Annotated in this window: 22 protein-coding genes; 6 read left to right on the top strand and 16 right to left on the bottom strand. The window is 66.1% G+C overall.

Annotation, left to right across the window (positions count from 1 at the left end):
* Positions 1-54: 54 nt before the first annotated feature.
* From BN3560_RS10450 to BN3560_RS10425, 6 genes are all read right to left on the bottom strand, one after another.
* Positions 55-636 (bottom strand): hypothetical protein, encoded by a 582-nt coding sequence (locus tag BN3560_RS10450; RefSeq protein WP_096227995.1) that lies wholly within the window; start codon positions 634-636, stop codon positions 55-57.
* Between the two features lie 227 nt (positions 637-863).
* Entirely contained in the window at positions 864-1,583 is a 720-nt protein-coding gene (locus tag BN3560_RS10445) for a class I SAM-dependent methyltransferase (protein WP_157780575.1), read from the bottom strand.
* 27 nt (positions 1,584-1,610) lie between these two features.
* Complete coding sequence (locus tag BN3560_RS10440) at positions 1,611-2,450, bottom strand: trigger factor (protein ID WP_096227993.1); 840 nt, start codon at positions 2,448-2,450, stop codon at positions 1,611-1,613.
* Between the two features lie 41 nt (positions 2,451-2,491).
* Entirely contained in the window at positions 2,492-3,991 is a 1,500-nt protein-coding gene (locus BN3560_RS10435; protein ID WP_087191912.1) for an ATP-binding protein, read from the bottom strand.
* A gap of 61 nt (positions 3,992-4,052) precedes the next feature.
* A complete protein-coding gene (locus BN3560_RS10430) occupies positions 4,053-5,675 on the bottom strand; it encodes a vWA domain-containing protein (protein ID WP_161959459.1) in 1,623 nt (540 codons plus the stop codon).
* 39 nt (positions 5,676-5,714) lie between these two features.
* The gene (locus BN3560_RS10425; protein WP_096227991.1) at positions 5,715-7,886 is read right to left on the bottom strand and encodes a leucine-rich repeat domain-containing protein; all 2,172 of its coding nucleotides are present in this window, start codon (positions 7,884-7,886) and stop codon (positions 5,715-5,717) included.
* 181 nt (positions 7,887-8,067) lie between these two features.
* Between BN3560_RS10425 and BN3560_RS10420 the strand changes: the two genes are divergently transcribed.
* Entirely contained in the window at positions 8,068-10,257 is a 2,190-nt protein-coding gene (locus BN3560_RS10420; protein ID WP_161959460.1) for a sigma-54-dependent Fis family transcriptional regulator, read from the top strand.
* Between the two features lie 197 nt (positions 10,258-10,454).
* Here BN3560_RS10420 and BN3560_RS10415 read toward each other — a convergent pair whose 3' ends face one another.
* The 8 genes from BN3560_RS10415 to rpoN form a co-directional block, all read right to left on the bottom strand.
* The gene (locus BN3560_RS10415; protein WP_087191908.1) at positions 10,455-10,787 is read right to left on the bottom strand and encodes a hypothetical protein; all 333 of its coding nucleotides are present in this window, start codon (positions 10,785-10,787) and stop codon (positions 10,455-10,457) included.
* A gap of 54 nt (positions 10,788-10,841) precedes the next feature.
* Positions 10,842-11,105 carry a hypothetical protein gene (locus BN3560_RS10410; RefSeq protein ID WP_087191907.1) on the bottom strand — a complete coding sequence of 88 codons (264 nt, stop codon included), beginning with the start codon at positions 11,103-11,105 and terminating at the stop codon, positions 10,842-10,844.
* Positions 11,106-11,183: 78 nt separating this feature from the next.
* Positions 11,184-11,528 carry a 4Fe-4S dicluster domain-containing protein gene (locus tag BN3560_RS10405; protein ID WP_096227989.1) on the bottom strand — a complete coding sequence of 115 codons (345 nt, stop codon included), beginning with the start codon at positions 11,526-11,528 and terminating at the stop codon, positions 11,184-11,186.
* A 1-nt stretch (position 11,529) separates the two neighbouring features.
* Positions 11,530-13,869: a molybdopterin-dependent oxidoreductase gene (locus BN3560_RS10400; RefSeq protein ID WP_096227988.1), complete on the bottom strand. Its 2,340-nt coding sequence runs from the start codon at positions 13,867-13,869 to the stop codon at positions 11,530-11,532.
* A gap of 44 nt (positions 13,870-13,913) precedes the next feature.
* Positions 13,914-14,090, bottom strand: coding sequence for a hypothetical protein (locus BN3560_RS14405; RefSeq protein ID WP_154270581.1), 177 nt, complete (start codon positions 14,088-14,090; stop codon positions 13,914-13,916).
* A 580-nt stretch (positions 14,091-14,670) separates the two neighbouring features.
* Positions 14,671-15,894 (bottom strand): MFS transporter, encoded by a 1,224-nt coding sequence (locus tag BN3560_RS10395; RefSeq protein WP_087191904.1) that lies wholly within the window; start codon positions 15,892-15,894, stop codon positions 14,671-14,673.
* 40 nt (positions 15,895-15,934) lie between these two features.
* Entirely contained in the window at positions 15,935-17,200 is a 1,266-nt protein-coding gene (locus BN3560_RS10390) for an MFS transporter (RefSeq protein ID WP_096227987.1), read from the bottom strand.
* Between the two features lie 708 nt (positions 17,201-17,908).
* A complete protein-coding gene (rpoN, locus tag BN3560_RS10385; RefSeq protein WP_157780574.1) occupies positions 17,909-19,294 on the bottom strand; it encodes an RNA polymerase factor sigma-54 in 1,386 nt (461 codons plus the stop codon).
* A 277-nt stretch (positions 19,295-19,571) separates the two neighbouring features.
* On the opposite strand from rpoN, the gene BN3560_RS10380 reads away from it, so the two are divergent.
* Positions 19,572-20,390, top strand: a complete 819-nt coding sequence (locus BN3560_RS10380; RefSeq protein ID WP_157780573.1) for an MBL fold metallo-hydrolase — start codon at positions 19,572-19,574, stop codon at positions 20,388-20,390.
* Positions 20,391-20,597: 207 nt separating this feature from the next.
* Here the strand turns inward: BN3560_RS10380 and arsS are convergent, their stop codons facing one another.
* Entirely contained in the window at positions 20,598-21,584 is a 987-nt protein-coding gene (gene arsS, locus BN3560_RS10375; protein ID WP_096227984.1) for an arsenosugar biosynthesis radical SAM (seleno)protein ArsS, read from the bottom strand.
* A gap of 2 nt (positions 21,585-21,586) precedes the next feature.
* Complete coding sequence (locus BN3560_RS10370; protein ID WP_087191899.1) at positions 21,587-21,919, bottom strand: arsenosugar biosynthesis-associated peroxidase-like protein; 333 nt, start codon at positions 21,917-21,919, stop codon at positions 21,587-21,589.
* A gap of 586 nt (positions 21,920-22,505) precedes the next feature.
* On the opposite strand from BN3560_RS10370, the gene BN3560_RS10365 reads away from it, so the two are divergent.
* From BN3560_RS10365 to BN3560_RS10350, 4 genes are all read left to right on the top strand, one after another.
* The gene (locus BN3560_RS10365) at positions 22,506-23,117 is read left to right on the top strand and encodes a hypothetical protein (protein WP_096227983.1); all 612 of its coding nucleotides are present in this window, start codon (positions 22,506-22,508) and stop codon (positions 23,115-23,117) included.
* A gap of 618 nt (positions 23,118-23,735) precedes the next feature.
* A complete protein-coding gene (locus tag BN3560_RS10360) occupies positions 23,736-24,689 on the top strand; it encodes a SpoVA/SpoVAEb family sporulation membrane protein (RefSeq protein WP_161959461.1) in 954 nt (317 codons plus the stop codon).
* Between the two features lie 65 nt (positions 24,690-24,754).
* Entirely contained in the window at positions 24,755-25,051 is a 297-nt protein-coding gene (locus BN3560_RS10355) for a hypothetical protein (RefSeq protein ID WP_096227981.1), read from the top strand.
* Between the two features lie 139 nt (positions 25,052-25,190).
* Positions 25,191-25,850 carry a LemA family protein gene (locus BN3560_RS10350; protein ID WP_096227980.1) on the top strand — a complete coding sequence of 220 codons (660 nt, stop codon included), beginning with the start codon at positions 25,191-25,193 and terminating at the stop codon, positions 25,848-25,850.
* The last annotated feature ends 7 nt before the right edge of the window (positions 25,851-25,857 follow it).

Raw genomic sequence — 25,857 nt, 5'->3', positions numbered from 1 at the left:
CCCGTCCTCGCAGATGGCGGCGCCGACCGCGGGGACGGCACCGAGGCGAATCCCCTACCAGGTGGCCGAGCAGTCGCAGCCGGTGCGGACCTGGCCCTTGCCGTTGGCACGCCTGCGCAGCTTGTCGACGTCCCAGCGCTCGAAGATGAGGGCGCGGTGCGCGCGGTAGATGTCGAAGGCGCCCTCCAGCTCCATCCCCACGCACGTGAACGAGCCGTTGATGGCGCCGTAGAGCTCGGCCGCGTGCTCGTTGAAGCTGTTCTCGGCGAACAGGTAGACGTTGGCCGCGTGCCCGCGGCCCTGCAGCGGCACGAGCAGCTCGTTGCCGTTGCCCTCGATGAAGATGCCCTTGTTCTCCAGGCGCACGCCGCGCACGGCCTTCTCGGCCTCGAAGCGGTCGGCCCAGGGCTCCTTGTTCATCTTCGCCCAGTACGCCCAGGCGTTCTCGAACCGGCAGGCATCGTCGTCGTAGATCGCCTGGAAGAAACCGCGGCAGTCCTCCGCCGCCTCCAGGTGCCCCTTGAGCCGGGGCCACACGCCACCCGCGATGCTGGCCAAGGCCAAAAGCTCCCGGTAGTCCTTCGCCTGCGCCGCAGGCACCGCCTCTATCTGCGCTTTCAGTTCCTCGTACTGCATTGCTCCTCCTTAGAGGGGCTGTCCAAAAGCCCCCGAAACCATGTTTCGCCATAAGGTTGTTCCGCAGGGCAGGCACCCTGCGCCTGCCGCCGCCTGGGAGGCTGTCCCAACCGGCGGCAAGGGCAGAGCCCTTGTCCTGTTCTCAACCCATAGCCAGGCGGGTCTTCGATACAGCCCCGCCCTTCCCTGTGCGCGGGCGCCCCGAGCGCCCGCGCCCCCGCCTGCGCCTAGCGGCGCGGCTTGTAGATGCGCGCCGTGGTCTTCACGAAGCGCACGTCCTCGTCCGTCTCGGCCGTCGGCACCTCGAAGCCGCCCACGTAGCCCGTCTCGGGGGAAACGTCCGACTCCTCGTAGTACTCGGGCCGCTCGAACCCGATGCGCGCCATCATGGCCTCGAACTCGTCGCGGGCGGGCGCGGCTTGCACGGCGTTGCCGAGCTCGCGTGCGCGGGCCACCGTGCCCGCATCGCGTACCCCGGCCGCCACCACGCCGTCGTACACCAGCACCCCGCCGGGGCGCAGCACGCGGAACGCCTCGCGGAACACCGCCTCGGGGCAGAAGTCCACGGTGACGCTGCTGTTGGCGAACACCAGGTCGAACGTGCCGTCAGCGAGCCCCGCCGCGGCGAGGTCCTCCGGGTAGGCAACGAGGTACTCCATGTTGTTCTCGGGCAGCCCGTTGCGGCGCCACGCGTCGTCCTGGTAGGAGCGGGCGATCTCGATCCACTCGGGCGTGGGGTCCACCCCCACCACGCGCCCGCGGGCGCCCACGTAGTCCGACAGCTTGATGACGCCCTTGCCCCGGCGGCAGTCGATGTCCAGCACGCGCTTCCCTTTGAGATCGCCCAGAAGCGTCATCTTGCACTGGCTCGCGAACCCGTACTCGTTGGGAAGCTGCTCGTAGTACGCCCTCAGCGCCTCCGCGTCGATGGGCCTGCCCGCATCCATGCCCTCGCCTCCGTCCATCCCGAGCCGCTACCTGTACGACACGCGCGAGTTGTTCACCAGCCACGAGAGCGCGGCCTCGCGGCGCGCGAACACGCGGGCCTCGTCGCCCAGCCCCTGGTCCTCCAGCTGCTGACGGATCTTCTCGCGCTGCTCGGCGTCGTTGCCCGGCATCTGCGCCGTGATGTCGGCGTCTGAGAGCTCGATGTCCAAATGGTCGGCCAAAGCGTCGATGGCGCAGGTGATGCGCAGCGCGTCCAGAGGCTGGCCCGGCAGCAGGTCGGCCGGGTCGGGGTCCTCCACCAGGCGCTTCGCCAGCTCGTCCAGCACGAGGTCGGGGAACTGCGCGTCGTTCTTGGCCATGTCGGGCAGGCCGAACTGCTTGGCCACGCCCTCGCGGAACTCGGCCACCGTCGTGGCGGGCTCGAAGTGCTCGGCCACGAACGCGTCGGTAAGCTCCGGCGTGCGGCAGCTCAGGATCTTCTCCACCGTCACCTGCATGGTAAGGCGGGAGGCATCGCCGTCCTTCGCCAGGGGCAGCTTGATCTTCGCCTCGGCGTCCTTCGTCTCGCCGGGCGCCATGCCCACGAGCTCCTCGTCGAACGTGCGGGGCATCTCGCCGCCGCCCACGTGGTACAGCGAGTGCTCCAGCACGAAGTTGGAGGCGGGGTTGCCGTCCAAGCGCGCGTCCACCGTGGTCACCACCACGTGGTCGCCCATGGCCACGCCGCGCTCCTCGGCTATCTCGTGGTACTCGGCCAGGGGCTCGAGCAGCTTCTCGATCTGGGCGTCCACGAGGCTCGCGGGCACCTGGGGCTTCGGCAGATCGAGCTCGACCGGATCATACGAGGTGAGCGTGTACTTCTTCATGTTCTCTTCTCCTTAGGTTGCTTGCTTTCCTTGGCTTGCATCTACACGTCGAGGTCTTCCACGCGCCGGCGCAGTTCGCGCTGGCGGTCCGACAGGATCATGTCCTGGTTGTGCGCGAAGTAGGACTCGCTGCCGTACTGGGCGATGTAGCGCGCCGAGCTGGTGCGCGACGTGAGCTCGGTCGTGAACACCACCATCTCCTGCGCATCCCCGAACGCCGCCTCCACGAAGGCGAACGCGCGGGCGAGCCGCTGCTCCACGTCGGCTGCGCGCGCCTGCAGCGCCGCCGCCCGGGCGGCGAATGCCTGCGACGCGAGCGCGAAGGCGTCCTGGGGCGCGGCGCCGTCGACCGCCTGCCGCAACGCCGCGATCCCGTCCAGCTCGGCCTCCGCCGTCGCGCGGCGGCCCTTCGACAGGTTGCCCGCCGCCACGCCCAGCTCCAGCTGCGAGGTCCGGGTCCGCTCCAGCTCGTCCAGAAGGCCGCGCACGTCGCCCCCCTCCTCCGCGGCGGGCTTCAGGCCCCGCAGGTCGTCGCGCAGCGCCACGAGCACGTCGGTCTCGGCCACGATGTCGGCCATGTCGCCGCACACGGCATCCAGCAGGAGCCCCACGAGCGACAGGCGCTCGTCGAACTCCGCCCCGGCCGCCCGCTCGATTATACCGGCAACGTCGCCCCCGGCAAGGATCTCGTCGATGCGGTAGTCGTCGCGGTATTTGTTGAACAGGTCGTAGTACGCCGCGAACTCGCGCGCTATCGCCTCGTTCTGCACGTACTGCACGACCAGGTCGTAGTCCACCGCCTTGCCCAGCCGCTCGAACACGCCCATCATGTCCGACAGGTCGTCCCAGCCGCGCGCGGTGACGAACGACTTGCCGTCGAGCGACGCCTCGATGGAGTAGAAGCGGTTCTTCTTGATCTCCAGGAACGTGAGGATGGCCGGGTGCGTGCCCTTGGACACGGCGTAGGCCTTCCACGCCCCGAAGTCGGGCTCCACGCTGATCTTCTTCACACGGTCGAGCGTGACCACGTCGAACTCGTGCACCGACTTGTTGTACTCCGGCGGGTTGCCGGCGCAGGCGATGATCCACCCCTCGGGCACCGCATGGCGTCCGAACGTCTTGAACTGTAGAAACTGCAGCATGGAGGGGTAGAGCGTCTCGGACACGCAGTTGATCTCGTCGAGGAACAGGATGCCGCGCCTCACCCCGCTCTTCTTCATGTAGGCGTACACCGAGGCGATGATCTCGCTCATGGTGTACTCGGAAGCCTCGTACTCCAGGCCCTCGAATTCCTCGTGCACGATGAACGGCAGCCCGAGCGCGCTCTGGCGCGTGTGGTGCGTCATGGAGTAGGACACCAGGCCGATGCCCAGCTCCTGCGCGATCTGCGCCATGATGGCCGTCTTGCCGATGCCGGGCGCACCCACCAAGAACACGGGGCGCTGGCGCGCGGTGTCCAGAAGGGGCCGCCCCTGGTCGTCCACCGCGAGGTACGCCTCGATCGTATCTTTCACCTGCTGCTTTGCTTCCGCAATGTTCATGTTGCACTCCTTGGGTCCGCCTGTTGCCGCCTGTCGCCGCGCGTCGCGCGCGCCTCGTCCGTCACGTCAATCCCCTCTCGTCCAGAATGACCTTGAGCGCCCAGGGGGGCACCGCCGGGTCGGAATAGCCATCGTCCAGGAACACGAACACGGCGTCGTAGGCCGGCTGCCGGCGCGGGAACGTGCCCTGCCCGTCCGTGAAGTACACGAGCCCGCGCAAGTCGGCGAACTCCCCCTTTTCCACCAGCAGGTTCACGTAGTCGAACACCGGGCGGAAGTCCGTGCCGCCGAAGCCCTTGAGCTCCATGTCCTCCAGGTACAGGTCGAGCTCGTCGAGCGAGGTGATCTTCGTGTCCTCCTGCACGCGCGCATCGCACTGGATGACGTGGATGTTCACGCGATCGGTGAAGCTCTCGGCCTGTTTCAGTATGTTGTACGTCTTGCGCATGAACGCCTGCACCAGATCGCCCGACACCGACTCGGACGTGTCGATGGCGATGGCGAAGTCGTGCACCGCCCGCGCCTCCCGGTACTCCAGCGGCTCGATGAGCGGCATGTTGCCGTACCGGTCCAGCCCGTAGGTATAGTAGATGTAGTCGAACTCGTCGGGGTTCACGCGCATGCGCTCGTGCAGCGTGGCGAAGCGCTTGAGGAACTCCGCGTAGTCGTGCTTCTCGCGGTTCACGGCCGCAAGCGCCGTGGCGAAGCTGCCCGCGCCCTCGCCCTGGCTCAGCATATGCGCCTCCAGCTCTATCTGGATGTGCCGGCTCACGTCTTCCCACGCCTCGGCGAGCTCCTCCTCCCGCGCGCGCTCCTCGTCGGCCGCGCCCGAGGCGTCGTCGTCGGGGCCGCCCTCGTCGGCCGGCTCGTCGCGCTCGCCGTCCTCGGCCGGCTCCCGGTCCCGGTCGTCGTCGCCCCCGCCCGGCGAGGGCATCTCGGAGGCGCCGCGCGTGTCGTCGAGCGACTCGCTCCCCTCCGACGTGGGCAGCTCGCCGCCCTCGCGGTCCTCCGACTGCTGCCGCGCCGCGCTCATCGAGCCGCGGGCCGAGCCTTCGGCCCCGTCGTTGTACCACAGCCCGTGCGTGTCGCGGAAGAACATCGGCGCCAGCGAGCGCAGGTCGATCTGGCTTCCCTCCTCCGAGAAGAAGTGGTAGAGCCGCTCGGCCGTCACCACGCCGCCCACCTGCGCGCGGATGACCTTGAGCGATTCGCGGGCACGCCGGTCGAAGTTGCTGGGGAAAGCCTCGCCCACCAGCTCCAGCAGCAGCGCCTCGATGGCGATGTCGCAGGCCACGTCCCACGGCTGGCGCAGCACCGAGTACAGCATGAACGGATGGCGGAATATGCAGTGGAACAGGCAGTGGATGACGTCGCGCACCACCTCGTTCGGAGAGAGCTTGAAGCGGGCCACCACGTACTCGGGGTCGTAGTACAGCTTGACGCCGTCGCTCGCTATGCCGTACACGTCGAAGCTCGGCACGAGCGGCATGCGCCACAGCGCCCGGTCGAGGAAGCGGAACCGCACGGCCAACGACGTGCGGGCGTCCTCCAATATGTCGCCCGCCACGGGCAGGCACCGCTCGTAGCGCTCGCGCTTCTCGGCCTGGCGCGCCTCGGTGGTCAGGCCCACCTTGGGCGCCGCGGCGGCCTGGCCCCCCAGGCGCTCCCGTTCTTTGAGGACCACGTCCCCCTCTGCTATGGGCGTCAAGTCTTTCATAGGCGTTTACAAGCTGAAGTCCACGCCCGCGGCCGGCATCAGACGATGCTGCAGCTCGAGCAGGCAGGCGGTGGCTTGCGTCCTCCCCTCGCGCGTCGCAGTGCCCAGTTCCGCTTCTATGGCCCCGTCGTCCAAAAGCCCCCGCCCCGCCAGCCACGCGAGCGCGTCCAAGTCGCCCTGGTCGGCGAAGTAGCGGCACGCCTGCCGCGCCTTGCGCTGGAAGATGTTCTCGTACAGCCCGCGCGTATGGTCCGACAGGCACATAGGATGCTGCAGGCGGTACAGGGCCGCCGGCGCGAACTCCCGCATGGTCGCTGCGTGCGTCACCCACGAGTCGTAGTACTCGAAGTCGAAGGCGGTTCCCCCCGGCCCAGCGCCGAACAAATACGACGGCGAACGGTAGCGCGAGGAGAGCCCGGGCACCCGGAACTCGCCCGCCTCGTAACCGTCGACGGGCTCGGGGAACTCCACGTGGACGAGCGGGATGGAGCGAGCCGTGGAGAACGCCCCGTTGCAGATGCTGTGCAGGTGCCCGTGCAGGTGCAGCTCGGCCACGCCGGAAGCGCCGCAGAAGGCCAGGCTCGCAACGTGCGTCACCTGGCGGGGTATGCGCACCACGTCGTCGGGCCCCACGTACAGAAGGCACGTGTCGCCGCCCATCTTGCTGCCGTCGCGCTGGCACAGAAGCCCGTTCTCCAGGTAGAACACGGGGTTGGTCGCATCGAGCGAGATCGACTGGAGGGGCCGGCGCGGCATGAGCTGGTTGTCGCCCTGCACGAGCAGCGCGTCCTCGCCGATGGACCGCACGTTCTCCGAGAGGCGCAGCGTGGAGAGCGACGTGTCCAAAAACGCGCGCTCGCCGATGCGCTCGAGGCTCTCGGGCAAATCGACGCGCACGAGCTGCCGGTTCCCCCGGAACGCCTCGCACCCCACCGAGAACACGCCCTCGGGCAGCTCCACGGCGCGCACGTGCGCATGGCGTTTGAACGCCTCGTCGGCCACCGCATGGGTGCCGGGACGCACCCGATAGGACTCCACCTGCCCTATCAGCTCCAGGAACACGTCATGGCGGTACAGGCCGCCCTCGGCGTCCAGGTCGAGGCAGCGGTTGGCCGGCGACACGCCCAGGGCCCCCTCGCCGATGCGCGCCTGCGCGGGCGTGTGGTCGAACGCGCGGAAGCCCAGCTGCTCGAGCCCCGCCGGCAGCTCCGCGCGCGCAAGGGCGGTGAACGCGAACGCCTCCGCGCCGATCTCCCGGCACCCGGCCGGCAGGTGCGCCTGCACGAGCCGCGCGCAATGGTAAAAGGCCTTCTCGCCCACCGCCTCCACCGAGGCGGGCAGGCGCACCGCGGAAAGCCCCGTCTTCGCGAACGCCATGCGGCCCAAACGACGAACGCCCTCCGGCAGCGCCACCTCCTGGAGGTCGTCCAGCGAGTCGAACGCCCGCTCGTCCACGTCCGTGCACCCGGCGGGCACCTCGTAGGAGCGGCAGGGAACCACCAGGCGGTACAGGTGCCGCCCGTCCCTCGACAGCAGCGCCCGGCCGTCGGTGGAGAAGGCCTCGTTGGCGGGATCGACGGTCACGCGCTCCAGGTGCGGCAGCCCGAGGGGCTTCGCGTCGAGCGCCTCGACGAGCGGCCCGAACGCCACGTGGGCCACCGGCGCGTCCGAGAACGAGTTTCCCTCCAGCCGCACCAGGGGCATGGGGAGCTCCACCTCCGCGAGCGCCCCGCACTGCAGGAACATGGTGGGGTCGACCTGGTCCAGCGCCGCCGACAGCCGCACGCTGCGCAGGTTGACGCAGCCGTCGAACACGTGGTTGCCCGCGAACTCCACCGTGTCGGGCATCGAGACGCGCCGCAGCTCGGCGTGGCCGCGGAACAGGTTCGTGGCCAGCGAGGCCACGCGGGCGCCGTCCACCTCGGCCGGGATGTCCACCTGCTCCGCCGAGCCCCCGTAGGACACGAGGCGCGCCGTGCCGTCCTCGCGCAGGCGGTAGCGGTACTCGCCGCAGCGCAGCTCCTCGCCACCGCACGTGCGCTTGGCGTAGGGCAGGAAGTATCCTTTCGAGACCAGCTCCTCGGCCGGCGAGCGGCGCACGGCGGCACCCTCGAAATCCCGCCCCTCGGCAGGCGAGCGCCGAATGCCGTGGTCGAACGCCCACGGATCGTCCCCCATGTCGGCTCCCTTCGCATCGAGCCCCCACGGCTTCCGGCCGTTGAAGCCCTCGGGTGCGGCATGCGAGGAGATGCCCCGGTTTCCAGAGCTTTTCTCAAAATGATCTTCTTGCGTAACTTGCTTCACCTTTTAATCCTATAATGTCGTTATGCACTTAACCCGTAAGCGCAAGGGGGGCGCCATGGACGACGTTGCAGGCACCAAGGAACTTGACTACGCCAGCGATCTTCAGCTCATCAAGTCCATGCACGAAGACGATTCGTTTTGGGATCGCATCTTCGATGCGAAGCTCGACTTCCTCAACAACGGGGGCGACCCCCGCCAGGCAGGTTGCGTGCGGCCCGAGATCGCGGAGTCGTGGATCAACTCGCGCAATTTCGGCTTGAGTCCCGACCAGCCCGACCTCGGCGAGTACATCACCGAGCAGGCATACGAGGAAACGCTCGCGGAGAACGCCGAGATCGTGGCTGCCGCGAAGTCGCTCATCAGGAACATCGAGTCGCTGAACCTGCAGAACGACTACATGTTCGAGCTGCTCGACGTGAACGGCACGCCCCTCGTGCAGATCGGCAACCTGTGGCTGCACCGCTTCGCGGGCCCGAACTACCAGTGCAACGAGAGCAACATGGGCACGAACGCGCACACGCTGTGCATGCGCCACAAGAAGCCGTTCGTGCTCATCGGCCCCGAGCACTACTGCTTCGCGCTGCACGGCCTCATCGCCTGCGCGGCGCCCATCATCGACCAGTTCGGTGCCAGTGTGGGCGCCCTTGCGCTCACGCAGCCCACGTCCGACGAGCTGCTGTCCACGGCGAACAAGAAGATCCTCATCCATGCCATGAGCCTCGTGTCATCGCTCGCCATCACCCTGAGCGACCAGCTGCGCATCAGCGGCTACGACGCCCAGCTTGCCGAGACCGAGTCGCGCTACAGCAAGGCGTCGCTGGAGGCCCAGCGCTACGAGACCATCTCGCAGAACCTCATGAACACCGTGAAGGACGGTATCCTCATCTGCGATGCCGAGGACACCATCTCGCTGGCCACCCCGGAAGCCGCCCGCATCTTCAAGACGTCCCCCGAGGAGCTGCTCGGCACGAACGTGAACGCCCTCATCAACGACAGCCGTACGTTCGAGGAGGTCATCGAGCAGGGCGGCCACTCGACCTTCGACGTGGACGGCATGCCCCTCGAGGCCAAGATCTCGCGCATCTACGGCGGCGACCACGACTTCGAGGGCTACATCATCGCGCTCAAGGAGGCCAAGCGCGCCACGCTCGGCGCCTCGCGAGGCAAGCTGGGAGATGCGGCCGACATCACGTTCAAGGACATCCTGGGCAGGAGCTACCAGATAGCAAAGGCGAAGAAGCTCGCCTCCCGCTTCGCCCGATCGCGCGAGAACATCCTTCTGGCGGGCGAGAGCGGCACCGGCAAGGAGCTGTTCGCCCAGGCCATCCACAACCAGGCGTGCCCCGAAGGACCTTTCATGTCCATCAACTGCGCCGCCATCCCGCCCCGCCTCATCGAAAGCGAGCTCTTCGGCTACGAGAGCGGCAGCTTCACGGGCGCCGAGCGCGGTGGCAAGCCCGGCAAGATCGAGCTGGCCGACGGCGGGACGCTCTTCCTCGACGAGATCGGCGACATGCCGTTGGAACTGCAGGCCACGCTTCTGCGCGTGCTGGAGAACAAGCGCATCATCCGCGTGGGCGGCAAGTCGTACAAGCAGATCGACTTCCGCCTGGTGGCCGCCACGAACCAGAACCTGCCGAAGCTGGTGAGCCAGCACCAGTTCCGCGAGGACCTGCTCTACCGCATCTCCGTGCTCACCGTCGACCTGCCCCCGCTGCGCGACCGCGTGGGGGACGCGCTCTACTTCGCACGCTACTTCCTCAACGAGTGCCACACGAAGACGGGCAACGGCAAGGTGTCGCTTTCCAACGAGGCGTCGCAGTTCGTGAGCACCTACGCCTGGCCGGGAAACGTGCGCCAGCTGAAGCATGCCATCTACTCCGCCTACTACACCTGCGAGAACGGCGTTATCTACATCGACGACTTCCCCAGCTACATCGCCCAGGCCAGCGACCTGCGCAGCAGCGAGGAAGCCGGGGCGGCCGCACCGGCGGACGATGCCGCAGCCCCTTCGCAAAACGAATCGTCTTCAGCTATCAAGGTGCCGGACGAGCAGGCCGCCGCCCCCGGGGCCGAGGCCCCTGCCGCGACGAGCGGGACGCTGCCCACCCTCTCCCTCAAAGAGCTCGAGGGCATCGCCATCAACGAGGCCATCATGCAGGCCGACGGCAACATCGCCGCCGCGGCCGCCATCCTCGATATCAGCAAGGCCACGCTGTACCGCAAGCTCAAGGAGAGCCAGTAGCCCTCCTGCGCCGAACCGCGGCCCTGCCCCGAGCCGGAGCGCAGGCTCGGAAAAACCAATCGGGCTGGAGATGAGCGTTAAGCACCTTCTCCAGCCCGATCAATAACAGGCACGGTTTGCAGCCGCCATGCCCTCGCCCCCCTCGCTCTCAGGCTGCGCTCAAGGCAACCGCGCGGGCTGTCGCCCCGCAGCACGCCCTAGAAAACATGCCCGCACTTCTTGCAGGCAGTCCGTGTCCCCAACACGTAGCTGCCGCACTCCGGGCATATCTTCGTACGCCCCGTCTCCACGCACTCGTTGCACAGCGGCCGCTCGAACGGCGAGCAGAAGAAGCAGGCCTTCTTCACCTCGGCGTTCAGGTGCGTGACCGCCTTCTCCTCGTCATGGGCGACCGGCGCACCGCACTTCTTGCACGTGTCCCGCTCGTAGGGGTTGTACCACCCGCACTCGGGGCACTCGACGGGAAACTTGTAATCCGCCTTCTTATGGCAACGACGACACCAGGGGCTGCATGTTCTACAGTTAGGCATGGGCGCTTCGCCTCATCCTAAAACACGCGCTGTATGCCGCCGGACATGGCATGGTTAGTTCGCCGGCGGCTTCGGGGCACCCGGCGCTTTTGGGGCTGCAGGAGCGCCCGGGGCCTTGGGGGCACCGTCGAGGCCCTGAGGCTTGAGGGAGATCTCCTTGGGAGCGCCCGGAGAAGGGGCCGCGGCCTCGTCAGCGGCCTTGCGGGACTCGTTCAGGTCCGCGCCGCACTTCTGGCAGGTCTCGTTCGTGGGCTTGTTGAACGCGCCGCACTCGAGGCACTTCACAATGGTAACGGTATTGGCCGGTCTGTAACACATAGTTTTCTCCTTACGTGACGCCCTCTCTGGGCTGGTGCCCCGGCGTTTAGCCGGGGCACCAGCAGAGAAGACGAGGCTTTACTGCTCAGGTACGTAGATCCAGGTACGGGGCATTTCCTTGGCCTTCTCGGCCAGCTCGTCCACCGTGCCGTACTTCATGCAAGCCGACTGGCAGTGATGCACGCAGGTCGGGAGCTTGCCCATGGCCGTACGGTCGGCGCACAGGTCGCAGAGCGACGTCATGACGGGCAGGTAGTTGTACTCGTACTTGCCGTCGGGCATCAGGCGCGGGCCGTCCTCGAACAGCTGGATGCCGTTCGCCTCGCCAGCCTGCCAGCCGTGCTCCACCTTGCAGGCCATCTCGCAGGAGTGGCAGCCGGTGCACCACGTGTAGTCGATCAGAAGTCCATACTTCTCAGCCATCTTAGAAACCTCCCTTGCGGGTCACGATCTCGCTGGGCGAGCAGTCGTTCTCCTTCGTGACCGGGTAGATCTTGCAGATTTGGTTCGCGTACGGGGCGCCGTAGAGCGTCGGGCCCGTCACACCCTGAACCGTCAGGTTGTTGATGTTCGAGTCGAACACGCCGAACAGGTTGGGCTCGGCGCCGTCGGTCTCGGGGAACCACCAGCCGTGCTCGGAGCGCACGGTGTCGGGCTTGAGGGACGCGTTGATGCGCACGCGCTGCTTGCACTTGCCGCGCATGTTCTCGACCCAGATCCAGTCGCCCTCGCACACGCCGATCTTCGCGGCGGTGTCGGGATGCAGATCGGTCAGCGGATCGGGATGCGACTCGCGCAGACGCGGAACCTGGCGCTCCTCCGAGTGGAAGTACTCCCACGTGCGGGCACCGGTCGTGAGGACGTACGGATACTCCTCGAACAGCTCCGGCGTGGAGATCGGGGACTCAGGCGGCTCCTCGTAGTACGGCAGCGGATCGAAGCCCCATGCGTCGAACAGGGTGTTGTACAGCTCGCACTTGCCCGTGTTCGTGTTGAAGCCGGGCTGGCCGTCGTCGCGCAGCCAACCGAGCTCGTGCTTGCGGTACGCCCAGTCGTCCGGCCAGTCGATGACCTTCTCGGTGAGGTCGAGGAACGTCTGGTCGGTCTTGTGCGGCCAACCGGCATGGAAGCGGTTGCCGGACTGGATCCACCACGTCATGAGCTCGACGTCCGTCTCCCACGGGAACAGCCGGGGATTGAGGCGCTTGCCCAGCTCGAGGATGATCTGCTCGTCGGACTTGGCCTCGTAGTAGTCGGCGACCTTGACGATGGAGCGCAGCGGCCACCACCACACGCGGGCGGAGTTACGCTCGCAGCTCATGCCGCAGGGCAGCACGATGTCGGCGCAGGCAACCGCCGTCGGGGTCATGAACACGTCGACCACGACGTTGTAGTCCACCGAGCGCATGGCGTTGTACACGCGCGGGGCGTCGGCGGCCATGTTGGCGATCGGGTTCGTGGACTGGATGAACAGCATGCGGATCGGGTACGGCTCGCCGGTCTCGATGGCCAGGAGGACCGTGTCGCCGTTGGCCGTCGGGTCGAAGCCGAGGGCGTGCAGCGGGGAGGTGTCCACGCCGAGCATCTTGCCGAGCATCTCGTCGGAGAGGTTCCACATGCCGCAGCCATAGGAGTCGGGAATGTCGTAGGCGCAGCGCGGGATCATCATGCCGCCGGGCACGTCGATGTCACCGCAGATGGCACCCAGGGAGAGCAGAGCCTGGGCCAGCGGGATGCCGCAGACGGTCTGGTCGACCTTGAGGCCCCACTGGATCGTGGAGGGGTTGCCGGAAGCGTACGCACGGGCGGCGGCGCGGATGTCGTCGGCGTCGATGCCGGCGATCTCGGCGGCCTTCTCGGGCGGGTAGTCCTTGCAGCGCTCGGCCAGCTCGTCGAAGCCGTAGCACCAGTTCTCAACGAAGTCGTGATCGTAGAGATCCTCTTCGATGATGACGCCCAGCATGGAGATGACGACCGCGGCGTCGGTGCCGGGGCGCACCTGCAGCCAGTGCTCGGCCTTGGAGGCCAGCCACGTGCAGGAGGGGTCGAGCACGATGAGCTTCGTGCCGCCTTCCTTCATGACGTCGACGATCCAGTGGCCGAAGAAGCCGTCGCCGTTGGAGATCAGAGCGTTGTTGCCGCAGATGAGCATGTAGTCCGGGAACACGTACTCCGGATCGGCGAAGCGCTTCTCGAGGTGCTGCGAGCAGTCGGCCACGAAGAAGTCGCCCATGAAGCAGTGGCCGATGGTCGTACGGGGCAGGTAGCAGGCGTCGCCGGACAGGAAGCCGAGCACGAAGTTCGGGCTGCCGAAGGCGGCGTAGCTCAGGTACGGGGTCTGCCAGCAGATGTTACGGCCGGTGCCCTGCATGGACACGATGGACTCGGGGCCGTACTCTTCCCAGATGGCGCGCACGTGCTCGGCGATGTCGTCGTACGCCTCGTCCCACGTGATGCGCTCCCACTTGTTCTCGCCGCGCTCGCCGACGCGCTTCAGGGGGTACTTCAGGCGGTCAGGATGATAGAACGTCTCGACGACGTCCAGGCAGCGCATGCAAAGACGGCCCTGGTTGTAGGGGCTCAGCGGGTCGCCTTCGATCTTCTCGACCTTGCCGTCCTTGGTGTAGTACAGAACAGAGCAGCCGTTGTGGCAGCCGGGGGCGGTCCACATGTTCGTACGCGTGACCGTGTACTCGCCTTCCTGCCACTGCCAATCTGTTTTGTAGACGTCTTTGTTGACGCCTTCGAGTTCGTTGGTAAGCATACTTGCTATCCCTCTCTCTCCGATTCTCCTCTTTCGGGCAGTACTTAGACTTCCCCGTCTTTCAACGTCGGACGACGAGGCTTCGTCCAATCGCGACCCGAAGCATCCTGCGCCTTCTGCTGCCAGGCTTCCTTGTTCTTGTTCGGGTCGGCCAGGTGCTCCTTGATGCGCTTCTCCTGGAACTCCTTGTCCAGATCCAGCCTCTTCTTCTCCTCTGCCATTTGCATGTCCTCCTCTCCGACAAACCTACGCCATGCTCTCGCATGGCCTTACAACGTAGATCGAAGGGCGGTCGGCCTAACCCTCTTGCCGCTCGCGCCTTACGTAATAAGTAGTTGCATGGTCCGTGCCAATCCGTTGAAACCCGGTGGGTAAATTGATATATACCCAGTTCATAAGCGTAAAAAAATTTTGAGCGAAATAATTCGCCGTCCATGGACGCGCCGGCGCGCCAACCGGTTTCTCAATTTGCTCCTCGAATGCGGGTGTCGGACGGCGAAGGACGCTCGCATATTGAGATTCGCCCGCCATTCGGGTTACTTTTGAGAATCACGGCGTCCGGCGACCGCGCATCCCAACCGGCGGCGGAAGTTCTCCGGACGGTGGCGTCGCAAACCCAGGCGGACGCAATGCCGGGAATCGGGTGGGGGAAGCACCATGGGCCGACGCCCCGTCCCCCTGGGAAAAACAAATGCGGACGCCTCGTCGGAAGCGTCCGCATCGTTTCACGCGGCGCCGGGATCGCCGGCGCCCTCCCTTTCCGGGAAGGGCCCGGACGCCCGAGGGCGTCCGGGCCAGCCTCTAGGCGGCTGTGGGCTCGGCCTCCGGCACCTCCTGGACCGGAACGTCGTCCGCGCTGTAGAGCTTCGTGAACAGCAGCGCCACGGCGCCCAGGACGCAGGCTCCGCAGATGGCGATGGCGCCGGCATGCCAGCCGGCGGCCTCCACCACGGCGCCGATGATCGGCGGCCCTAAAAGGATGCCCACGTTGAAGCCGATGGACACCACGCCCAGCGCCACGCCCGCAAGCTCGGGCTTCTTCACCGTCTGGGCGGCCATCGTCCACAGCACGCACGGGAAGCCCGCGTCCACGAAGCCGTAGACGATCACGAACCCGATGAGGAACGACGGGTTGTCCATGAACATGCCCACCAGCGAAGCCACGCCGTAGGCGACGAGCGCCGCCACGCCGAACAGCTTGCGGTTCTTGACATGGTTCAGCAGCGCGCCGATGACCACGGCGGCGATCACGCCGAAGATGGAGAAGTACCCCACCCACATGTTGGCCTGGCCCTCGTCCCAAGAGAACGTTTGGGCCCAGCACGTGGCGATCCAGTTGACAAAGCCGAAGCAGCCGATGCAGAACAGCATCGTCGCCAGCGAGAGCACCCAGGCCGAAGGCGACTTCATGCCCTCGACGATGGACACGTCCTCGCTCTCCACATCCGCGTAGCTGTCCTCGGGACGAGGGCTCTTCACGCAGAGGACGTAGAGCACGAACGCGACGACGCACGCAACGAGCCCGAACCACCATACGCCCTGCCAGCCGAAGCTGGTGGTGAGCACGGCGCCCAAGAAGAACATGACAGCCTGGGCGCCCATCTGGTACGCGGCCCAGATGCTCATGGGCAGGCCGCGCTTCGCCTCGGGGAACCACATGGCGATGAGCGACGGTCCGATGACCGACATCAGGCCCACGCCCACGCCCTCCACGATACGGCTCGCCATGAGCACGGGAACGCTGTCGGTGAACACACCGATGAGCGAGCCCAATATGGCGCATGCCAAGGCCACGATGCCGCCCTTCTTCGGTCCGAGCTTGTTCAGCACGATGGAGGCCGGGATGGCCATGACGATACCCACCAGCGAGAACAGGGAGCTCAGCCAACCGGCTGTCGCCATATCGATATTGAACGCACCCATGAGGGTGGTCATGCAGGGTGCCACTTTGTTCTGCACGAGCGCCAGCGAGATGCCGGCGAAGATGGTCGCGAACGCGACGATCCAGGCTCGTTTCGTCTTCATTAAACTACTCTCCTTCAGTTACACGGCTGCTCGGTCTTGCCTACACAGCCGCTTGGGTCAGGTCGCTATCGATTTCCGCAGCGCGAGCCGTGGCCTTGTCGGAGTCGTGGTCATGCGTCTTCACGAAGAAGAACGCAATCGCACCCAGCACCGAGGCGACTGCCAGCGGGATCGTGGCAACTCCCCATCCGTAATTCTCGATGAAGAAGCCGGTCACCGGAGGGCCGAGCAGCGTGCCGATGTTCAGGCCCACGTTGAGGATGCCGATAGCCGTGCCCGAATACTCCGGGCTCTTGGCGGTCGAGGGGCACAGCGTCCAGTACACGGTCGGAATGGCGCCCTCGAGGAACGGATAGATGAGGATGAAGGGCAGCAGCAGGCCGGGCTCCTCCATCCGGAAGCAGAAGAACAGGATGAACGTGTACAGCAAGAAGCCCAGAACACCAACGTAGCGGCGGTTCTTGAGCTTGATGTGGTTCAGCAGCCAGCCGATGAAGATGACCACCGGGATCTCGATGGCGTACATGATGGAAACCCACCAGTTGGACTGGTTCATGTCGCCGCCGAAGAACGTCTGCGCCCAGTAGAGCGAGATGTACGTGGCGAAGCCGAAGCAGCAGAACGTGAAGATGGTGCCGGCGATGGTAAGGATCCACGTGCCCGAAGACTTGAAGCCGTCGCCGAACTTGAACTCCTCCTCGTCCTCGCCCTCGGCGTAGTTCGGCGTGCCCTCGGGAGGCGCGTCGACCTTCCACATGTACAGGACGAGCACGACCACGCAGAACGCCACGCAGAACCACCATACGCCCTGCCATCCGAACGACACGGTCAGGCCGCCGGCGATGAAGAACAGAAGCGTCTGGGAGCACATCATCCACGAGCCCCAGAGACCCATGGGAAGACCGCGCTTCTCGGCGGGGAACCACATGGATATGACCGCAGGTCCGACAACCGCGATCATGCCCACGCCCACGCCCTCGAGCACGCGGGTGGCCATGAGCACCCACAGATCGGTTGCGAACGCGCCGATGACGCCGCCCACGGCGGCGCAGGCGAGCGAGATCACGCCGATCTTCTTCGGGCCCATCTTGCGCATGAGCGCCGCAGCCGGGATGGCCGTGATCATGCCCATGATGGTGAACACCGACGTCAGCCAGCCGGCATCCGTCTCGCCGATGTTGAAGTACATCATCACGACGTCAATGCAGGGCGGTACCTTGTTTTGGACGTTGGCAAGAGCAAAGCCTCCGAAAAAGGCGATGATGACGACGGTCCATGCCGCCGCAGTCTTTTGCTTTTTAGTCAATCCAACTCCTCCTTATTCCGACAGTCCCCGTTTACTTACGAAACCGGTCTCGGAAACGCGTTTGGATTCGAACGGATGCAGGGATGACAGCTCGTCGACCTTTCCCCCCGATAAGCTGCACACCCGTTCACTTGGCCGATCCCTTTTCAGCCCAAACCAAAGACGCCTCGTAATCATCGATGCAAGAACCGTGCCACTTTCTTGCGGGAAATACCGGCAGGTCACGAGGCTGCGCGTGCGCAAAGGCCGCAGAAAGTTGCACGGAACAGGCGTCACAATATGAGAACGCATGAGAATTTGTTTAGAAATAAGACGAGGCGCACCTAGGGAAACGCCGATTAACGCAACCATGTTCTTCTTGATTGCACCAGGTTTGCGGCATTCGCACACGGCCTTTTAACATGACTGATAGAGTCATGGACGAAATCGGAGGCTATGGCATGCTTGAACGAATTTCTGCCGGCATGAATCCGAGAAACCCCCGATGGCGAAAAGCCGCCCACAAGGTTCGCCGTCGAAAACATGCCATAGCCTGCGATCTCGTCCCGCCCCTTCTGCCGCGTCCTTTTGGCGGACGCCAGGAGACAGGGGGACGGGGTCAATGTCTCATTTTGGATCAAAAATGAGACATTGACCCCGTCCCCCTGTCTCGCCCCGAACCGGATCTGTGGCGGGGCTTGGCTTGCGGGGGCGCCCCTTTCGCTGCGGCTAGCTGCGGCGGCGTGCGGCTCGGGCCGGGATGCCCAGCTCCTCGCGGTACTTGTTCACCGTGCGACGGGACACGGACACGCCCTCGCGCTCAAGCGCCTCGGAGATGGCCTGGTCGCTTAACGGGTTCGACGGGTCCTCGCGATCCACGAGCTCGCCTATGCGGTGTTTCACGCTGACGGACGACACCACGCGGTCGGCACCCTGGTAGGCCGAAGAATGGAAGAAGAACCGCAGCTCGAACACTCCGCGCGGCGTCTGCATGTAGTTGCCGTTCGAAATGCGGCTTACCGTCGACTCGGACACGCCCGTGGCCTCGGCCACCTGGGCCATGGTGAGGGGGCGCAGGCAGTCGTAGCCCTTCTCGAAGAACTCCACCTGCATCTGCACCATGCAGCATGCCACCTTGTAGAGCGTGGCATGGCGGAAATTGATGCCGTCGATGAGGCTCTCGGCCTCCTTGAGCTTTTCGCTCAGGTACGTCTCGGTCTCGTGCTCCTTCACGTGCGACGCCATGGCCCGGTACGTGGGGTTGATCTTCAGGTGCGGCAGATAGAAATCCTGGAGGCTGACCTCGTACGTCCCATCGTCGCACGACGTGACCACCACCTCGGGCCAGATAGGGCGCGACGGGCGGCCGAACTGGCTCGCAGGACGCGGGTTGCACGAGCGGATGACGTCGAGCGCCTCGCCCAGCTGCGCGAGCGAGATGCCCATGTCGCGTGCGATGGCGGCGGGGGTGCGCGTCTCGAACTCAACGAGATGGCTCTTGATGAGCCGCTCGAGCAGCGGGGTGAGCTTGCCGCTCTTCCGCAGCTGCAGCAGCAGGCACTCGGCCAGGTTGCGCGCGCCCACGCCCGTGGGCTCGAACTGCTGGACGAGCGCGAGGACCTGGGACACCTCCTGCTCGGGAACGCCGAGGGAGGCCGCCGCCTGGTCCACGGCGATGCGCAGGTAGCCGTTGCCGTCGATGTTGCCGATGAGATACTCCCCGATGGCCTTCGCGCGCGGGCCGTCGGCCTGCAGGCGCAGCTGCTCCAGCAGGTGCTCGTCGAGCGTGTCGCCCTCGGCCAGGAAGCGGTCGAACGAGAACGAGCGCTGGGACAGGTCGCTGCGCTCGGCATCGAACGTCTCCGGGCTGCCGTGGCCGCGCTTCTCGAAGAGCGCATCGGCGCTCACGTCCTGGGAGTACCGCTCGGGCGCGAGGGGGTGGCGCGGCTCGACCCAGTCGTCATCGTCGAAGAACGGGTTCTCCTCCACGCACTTCCGCGCGTACTCGGAGAGCTCCTGCGCCGACATGCGCAGGATGGCGATGCCCTGCTTGAGCTCGGTGGTGAGGTGCAGGTGCTGTTGCAGGCCGAGATCGGGCCTCTGGTCGACGTTCACGAAGCCGACTCCGCCCCATCCGGTACGCGAGCGCCCCGGACATGTCGATGATCTGCCGGTAAGCCTTGCCGCATGACAGCCTCTTCCCCCCGTCGGAAACCGCCTACCGAGGATGCGGGCCCCTCTCGGACGCCCCGCCTCGGATCGAATGGTGCCTATAGTAGCACGATCGGGCCGAAAGACGATGACTTCTTCGGTCGGGAGTTTCGCAACCCGCTCCTGCGAAAAGCGCTATCATGGGAGAAAAGACACGGCATCGACCACCGAGGAGACCGCGATGGAGCACGGAAAGCACACGTTCACGTTCATGGGGACGGCCGCCGGATGCGGCGTGCCGGCCTTCTTCTGCGACTGCCCCGCCTGCAACGAGGCGCGCCGCGACCCGCGCGCGCGGCGCGGCGACTGCGGCGCCCTGGTGCGCGGCACGAACGCCGACGGCTCGCCCGGCAGGAACGTGCTCATCGACACGCCCCCCGACCTGCGCCACCAGCTGCTGCGCGAGGACGTGCGCCGCGTGGACGAGCTCTTGTACACGCACGCGCACTTCGACCACCTGGGGGGCCTCGGCGAGCTGGAGTACCTGGTGCAGCTCGTGCGCAAGGCCACGCTGCCCACCTATGGCAGCGCCGCGGCCCTCGAGGGGGCGGGCATCGAGTTCCACTACATGACGTACTGCCTGGACATGCGCGAGCTCGCCCCCTTCGACGAGCTGGAGCTCGACGGCGTGCGCTACACGGCGCTGCCCGTGACGCATGCACCGGGCACGTACGGCTACCTCATAGAGACGCCCGAGACGCGCCTGTTCTACGCGTCGGACACCGGGAAGCTCCCGCCCGAGACGGCCGAGCGCGTGCGCGGCGTGGACGTCATGGCCATGGACGCCACGTTCTGGAAGCGGAACTGGTCGCCCGACGCGCACCACAGCGTGCAGGAGTGCATCGAGGAGGGCCTGGAATTGGACGCGGGGACGCTCTACCTCACGCACCTGGCCATGCACTACGACGAGCCCGTCACGCTCGTCGAGCTGGAGGAGTACCTGCAACAGTACGGCGGCCGCGTGAAGCCCGCCGCAGACGGCCTGACGATCGGGATCTAGGAAAAGCGCGCTGGTTGGCGCAGTGGGTCAGCGAGGCCGGCCGTGGTGCCCGGAATTAGGGGGATGGCGGAGGCGAGACGTACTTCGGTACGCGAGTCTCCGGCATCGCGCGAAGTCCGGGCGCCACGGCCGGCCGCAGCGTCTGCTCGTTCCGTCGTTCGCAGAACGACGGAACCCTTACGGCGCAAACTACGCCGTGGAGCCGCCTCAACTGCTGCCGGCGCCGGCGCAGCAGGCGTAGCAGTGGTTGCCGAACGCGATGTTGCGCTGCAGCGACAGCGTCGGGTCGGCCGCCAAGTCGGCGATGGTCAGGCCGTTTCTGCAGGGCAGGCCGGCCGCCTGGTTGAAGTCGCAGTCGTACAGCGCGCCGTCCCAGCCCACGGAGAGCTGGCTGCGGCACATCATGGCCGGCACGGTATCGGGGTTGAACGCGCCCACGAGCTTGCCCATGTAGCGCTCCAAGTTCCCCGTCTTGTGCAGCAGGTTCCCGAAACGCCCGAGCGGGTTGTTCGCGATGGCGAACACGTGGTCGAACACGATGCCGTAGTCCTCCGCCAGCTTCGCGCGGTACTCGCGCTCCAGCGCCTCCTGGTCGGGGGGCAGGAACGCGCCGCTCGGGTTGAACACGAGGTTCAGCACCAGCCCTTTTCCGCCCGCACCCTCGGACGCGCCGTAGCCGAGCGCGTTCAGCTTCTGCAGCATGGCTATGACGCCGTCGAACGTGTTCGCGCCGCGCTGCTTCTCCACCGGCTTCGCCGTGTAGTGGGGCAGCGAGGCGAACACGGTGACGCCCAGCTCGGCGAACACTTCGGGCAGGTGCCGGTAGGGCTCGTCGAGCAGCACCACGAGGTTCGAGCGCACGATGATGTCCAGGCCGCGGGCCGCCCCCTCGCGGATGAGCCATTCGAAGTCGGGATTCATCTCGGGGGCGCCACCGGTCACGTCGAGCGTCTTGAAGCCGCGGCCCGCGGCCACGTCCAAGCACTGCTGCAGCGTCTCGCGCGCCATGACCTCGGTGCGCACGGGGCCGGCGTCCATATGGCAGTGCCGGCACGCCAGGTTGCACAGACGGCCCACGTTCACCTGCAGCACGTCGAGCCGTTCGTGCGTGCGGCGCGTGGCCTCGTCCGTCCGCTCGTAGAACGGCGGGAACGAGTCCATGACGGCCTGGGCCTGTTCGCTGGTTCCCGGCATGGCTACATTTCCAGCTGCTTGACCACGTTCTTCATCTGCACGCCGTGCACGAGCGCGGCGCCGCCGCGGATGGCGTTGGCCACGTGGAAGGCCTCGGTCATCTGCTCCTCGGTCACGCCCTTCTCCAGGCACGACTGCGTGTAGGAGTCGATGCAGTACGGGCACTGCACGGCCCCGGCCACCGCCAGCGCGATGAGCGCCTTCTCGCGCGCCGTGAGCGCGCCCTCGGCGAACACCTTGCCGTAGTAGGCCATGTAGAGGTCCCAGAGCTCGGGGGCCTCCTCGCCCATCGTCGAGAACTTGTCGAGGTCTTCCGGGTGGTAGTAGGTATCCATGGCCTTCGTCCCTTCCCGCGTGCGTCGCTCGAGCACGCTGACTGGCTCGGTAATGATAGATTATGTCTTATACTAGATTATCACTATTATCACGGCTTGGCTAGCTTGATGGACGAAAACGCGGACGAACCGCAAGGGAGGCTCCTTTCAAGCGGCCTTGCCGGCCGAGCGTCGATGGTTTCCTCGATACCAGCCCGGCCGGGACCAACCCGCCCTGCGAGAAAGGGGCCGCTCTCGCCGTCCTGCGCCGCGAGCGGCCGGTCGTGCGCGGTGGACGGTGCAGAGCGCCTGATGCGGTGAAGAGTTAATGGCGATGAACTTACGTGCCGGTGCAGCGAGGGACGTTGCCGTATACTGGATGCATCCGATGAGTTCGGATTCGTATGCGCTTCATGCGCTGCCCGTTTTTTCATCATCGACGACACCTTCGATGCGGCCGCGCCGCCCGGCGCTCGCTGCCGGTCGTCTTGCGCCGGCGGGATGCTCTCCGCCGCGCTCGCGCCAGATGCCTGCGCCGCCCGCCGCGGCCCTGCACGACGCATGAAAGAAACGACAAGAGAATACGCACCACGACCGAAAGGACCCTATGTCTCTGCATGCCGTACGCCCTTTGCCCGACAACGCCTACACCCGCGCCCTCCGCGGCGCCGTCCCCGTACCCGCCGGCGGAAAGGACAAGCTTGCGTTCCAGGTGCTCATGGTGTTCTGCATGGTCACGTGCGTGGTGACGCTCAACTGGCTGATCCATGCGTCCGACCGGTCGCCGGCCGCGTTCTCGGAGGTGCTCTACGAGTACCCGCTCACGTTCGTAGCCGCGCTCTTCGTGCGCACGGTCGTGGCGAACCCCCTCGTCGGCCGCCTGGCTCGCGCCGTCGTACCGGCCGGCCTCGCGGGCTTCAAGCGCACGGTCGCCATGACGCTGGTGAACGTTTCGGTCATGGTGACGTTCATGACGTTCTTCGGCGTGCTCATCTCGAACGGCCCGGCCGGTTTCACCTGGCTCGCCTATGCCGAGAGCCTGCCCCTGTCCTACCTGCTGGCGTTCTCCGTGAACCTGCTGGCCGTAGGCCCCTTCGTGAAGGTCGCCTACACGGCTGCCGTGAGGCCCGGCCTGCTCTGGGCATCCGAGAAGGCCGCCGAGGCGGGCGCCGCCATCCGCACCGCCATCCCCCGCACCTTGTTCGGCCGCGGCGAGTAGCGCCGCGCCCCCAGCTCCCCCGCCTTGGCGCGTATCCTTCCCGTCGCGCAGCTTCCGTCGCACGGTGCGCGTTTCCGTGCGGCGCTCGCCCCCCCCGCGCACCGCACGGAAACGCACGCGCTCGCCCGTCTGCCAGCGGCATCGGCCAGCCGTCTTTGCTCAACGAGCAAATGCTTTGCCTTGGCATTTGCTTCTTTCCGAAGCGCCTGCCAGCCCCTTCCCCTCGTCACCTTCTCGCTGAAACGCGGGAACGGGGAGAGCAGGGGCAAATCCGCGGAACGACGGGGATTTTCGGTCAGTGAAAAAATCATCTCTGCTGGTATTGCCTAATAGTAGATATCATCTTATACTGGAAGAGGTCTGAAACACAGGAGCCGGAAACGTGCCGCGTTTCCGGCTCTCCTGCTTTCCACCGTCTTCGCCACCCCCTCCTTATCAGCATTCCCATCTGAGGTTTTCCCCAATCATGCAGCACGATTCATCCCCTCGTGTGGACGAAAATCAACAGGGGGCTAGTACGCATGGGTCGATGCCTTCCCTCCACGCGCCGGTACAATGGCGGCGTCTCGCGCTTTCGCGCACGTCACGTTATCGGAACCTACAGGGGGGATTGCTTCGATGAAAGCCTACAAGACCGTGATTTACAGTTTTCTGATCGGCGGTGTGCTCGCACTCGTCGCCCAGGCGCTCGTCACCGTGTGGACCAACGTGCTCACCGGCACGCCCATGCAGTTCTTCATCGGCGGATCGACGCTCATCAGCATGGGCATCATCGGCTGCATACTGGGAGGCTTCGCCAACTACCAGCTGGTCGAGGAATGGGGCACGTTCGGCGCGCTGCTGCCGTTCTCCGGCTTCGCCATGGCCGTGGGCATGAAGATGGTAGGGCCCTGGACGAAGCAGAACGCCACCGCAGGCAAGGCGGTGTGGCAGGGTTTGTGGTTGGTTATCTGGTTCAATGCCGTGGCGGCCGCGTTGAGCATCCTGCTCGGCTTCGTCTGCGGCACGATGGGCGTGGAGCCGATGGTAGCCGTGGAGAAGAACACGACCGCGATGGTGTTCCCGCTGGCCTTCCTGGTGGGCGGCGGGCTGTGCGCGCTGTTCCAGGTGGTGTACCTGGTGGTGAAGGGCATCACGCCGAAGTGCAAGCCCGTGTGGATCCTGCTCACGGCATGGTTCTGCGGAGCCATCCTCGCGCCGCTCGGCGTGTCGGGCGCGCTCGCCAACTTCGCCGGGCAGGGCTTCAGCGTCATGATCCCCGTGGGCGGCTACAACATGTACAATGTGGGCGTGTCGTTTGCGATGGGCGAGTTCGGCGAGGGGCTCCTGCATCTGGGATCGTTCTTCCTGGCGGTTGCGGGCCTGTTCTTCACCGGCTTGGCAACGTTCCTCATCTACAACGCGAAGTTCGGCCGCACGCCCATCCATGAGGTGCACCGCATGAAGGCGCAGCATCTCATGGACGAGCTCGACGGCATCTTGCCGGGCACAGCCGGCACGCCCGTCGTCGCATCGGCCGGGGCGGTGCCCATGGCCGTGGCCGAGGAGGCCGTGGACCGCTCGATAGGCTAAGGCGCGCAAAAAGGCATCGGCCCCGGCCGCACGGTGCGACCGGTTCGAGGGAGAAGGAGGCCCGCATGGGCAAGAAGGGCAACGGACGCATCGAGAAGGCGCGTGCCGAGATCGAGCGACTCAAGGCGCGGCGGCGCCTCGACCTCATAAAGATACTGGCAGCCCTTGCCGCCATGATGCTCATCTTGCTGGGGAAGCCGATGCTCGAGAACGCCGGCTTCATCGAGGCGGGAAACATGGTGGTGAACGGCGCGATGTGGATCTCGGCGTTCGTCCTGGCCATCTTCGCAGGCTCGGCAGGCCGCGACCTGTCGAAGTGCGGCCGCAGCATCGACGAGGTGCGCACGCGCGCCGGACTCTAGGCGACCACCGAGCCGGCCAGCGTCCCGGCTCGGGCCCCACGGAGCCACTTCATACTCCAGAACCATACCAGAAGTGGTAGGGTCTCCCCCGGCCCCCTTCGTATAATGGCGGCGTTAGCCGACTCCGAAGGGGGCCATCATGTCTATCATGCCGATTCTCGTGCCGTTCGTCGTACTCGCCACCGGGTTCGCCACCATCATGTTCCTGCTCTACCGCAACCTGCAAAGGCTCGACCAGGAGGCCAGCGACGCCTGGCGCCGCGTACAGGAGCAGAGAGCCGTGCGCCTGGATGCCTCCCTGCGCCTGCTCGATGCCCTGGACGCAGCCGACGAGCTTGCCGACGCGCCCACCGCCGGCATCCGCCAAGCCCTGGCCGCCTGCCGGGAGGCGGACGGGCCCGAGGCCGCTACCGAGGCCGACAGCGCGCTCGCCCGGGCATGGCGCTCCTTCTCCGCCGCAGCTGACATGCGGCGCGTCGTCGCGCTCGACTGCGCCCACGAGGCGATCGAGCAGCTGCAGGGGGCCGATCGCCTCCTGCCCACGTGCGAGCGCCTGTACAACAACGCCGCCACCATGTACAACAACGCCGGCGTGACGTTCCCCGCCCTGCTCGTGGCGAAGCGCGCGCACTACGCCCCGCGGCCGCCCTACCGACCGCAGCACCTGCGCAGCGCAAGCGAGGCGGCCAGCGCCGCCGACTCGGAGACCCTGGCCGACAAGTCGCCGCGCATCATGAACGCGTACATGCTATGGGCCGTGGGCATGTCGGACACCATCACCGAAGAGGCCGGCCGATAAACGCGCG

Origin of the sequence: Gordonibacter urolithinfaciens, assembly GCF_900199375.1 — a bacterium.
GTDB classification, from domain to species: domain Bacteria; phylum Actinomycetota; class Coriobacteriia; order Coriobacteriales; family Eggerthellaceae; genus Gordonibacter; species Gordonibacter urolithinfaciens.
This window is presented reverse-complemented; position numbering and strand designations above follow the sequence as displayed.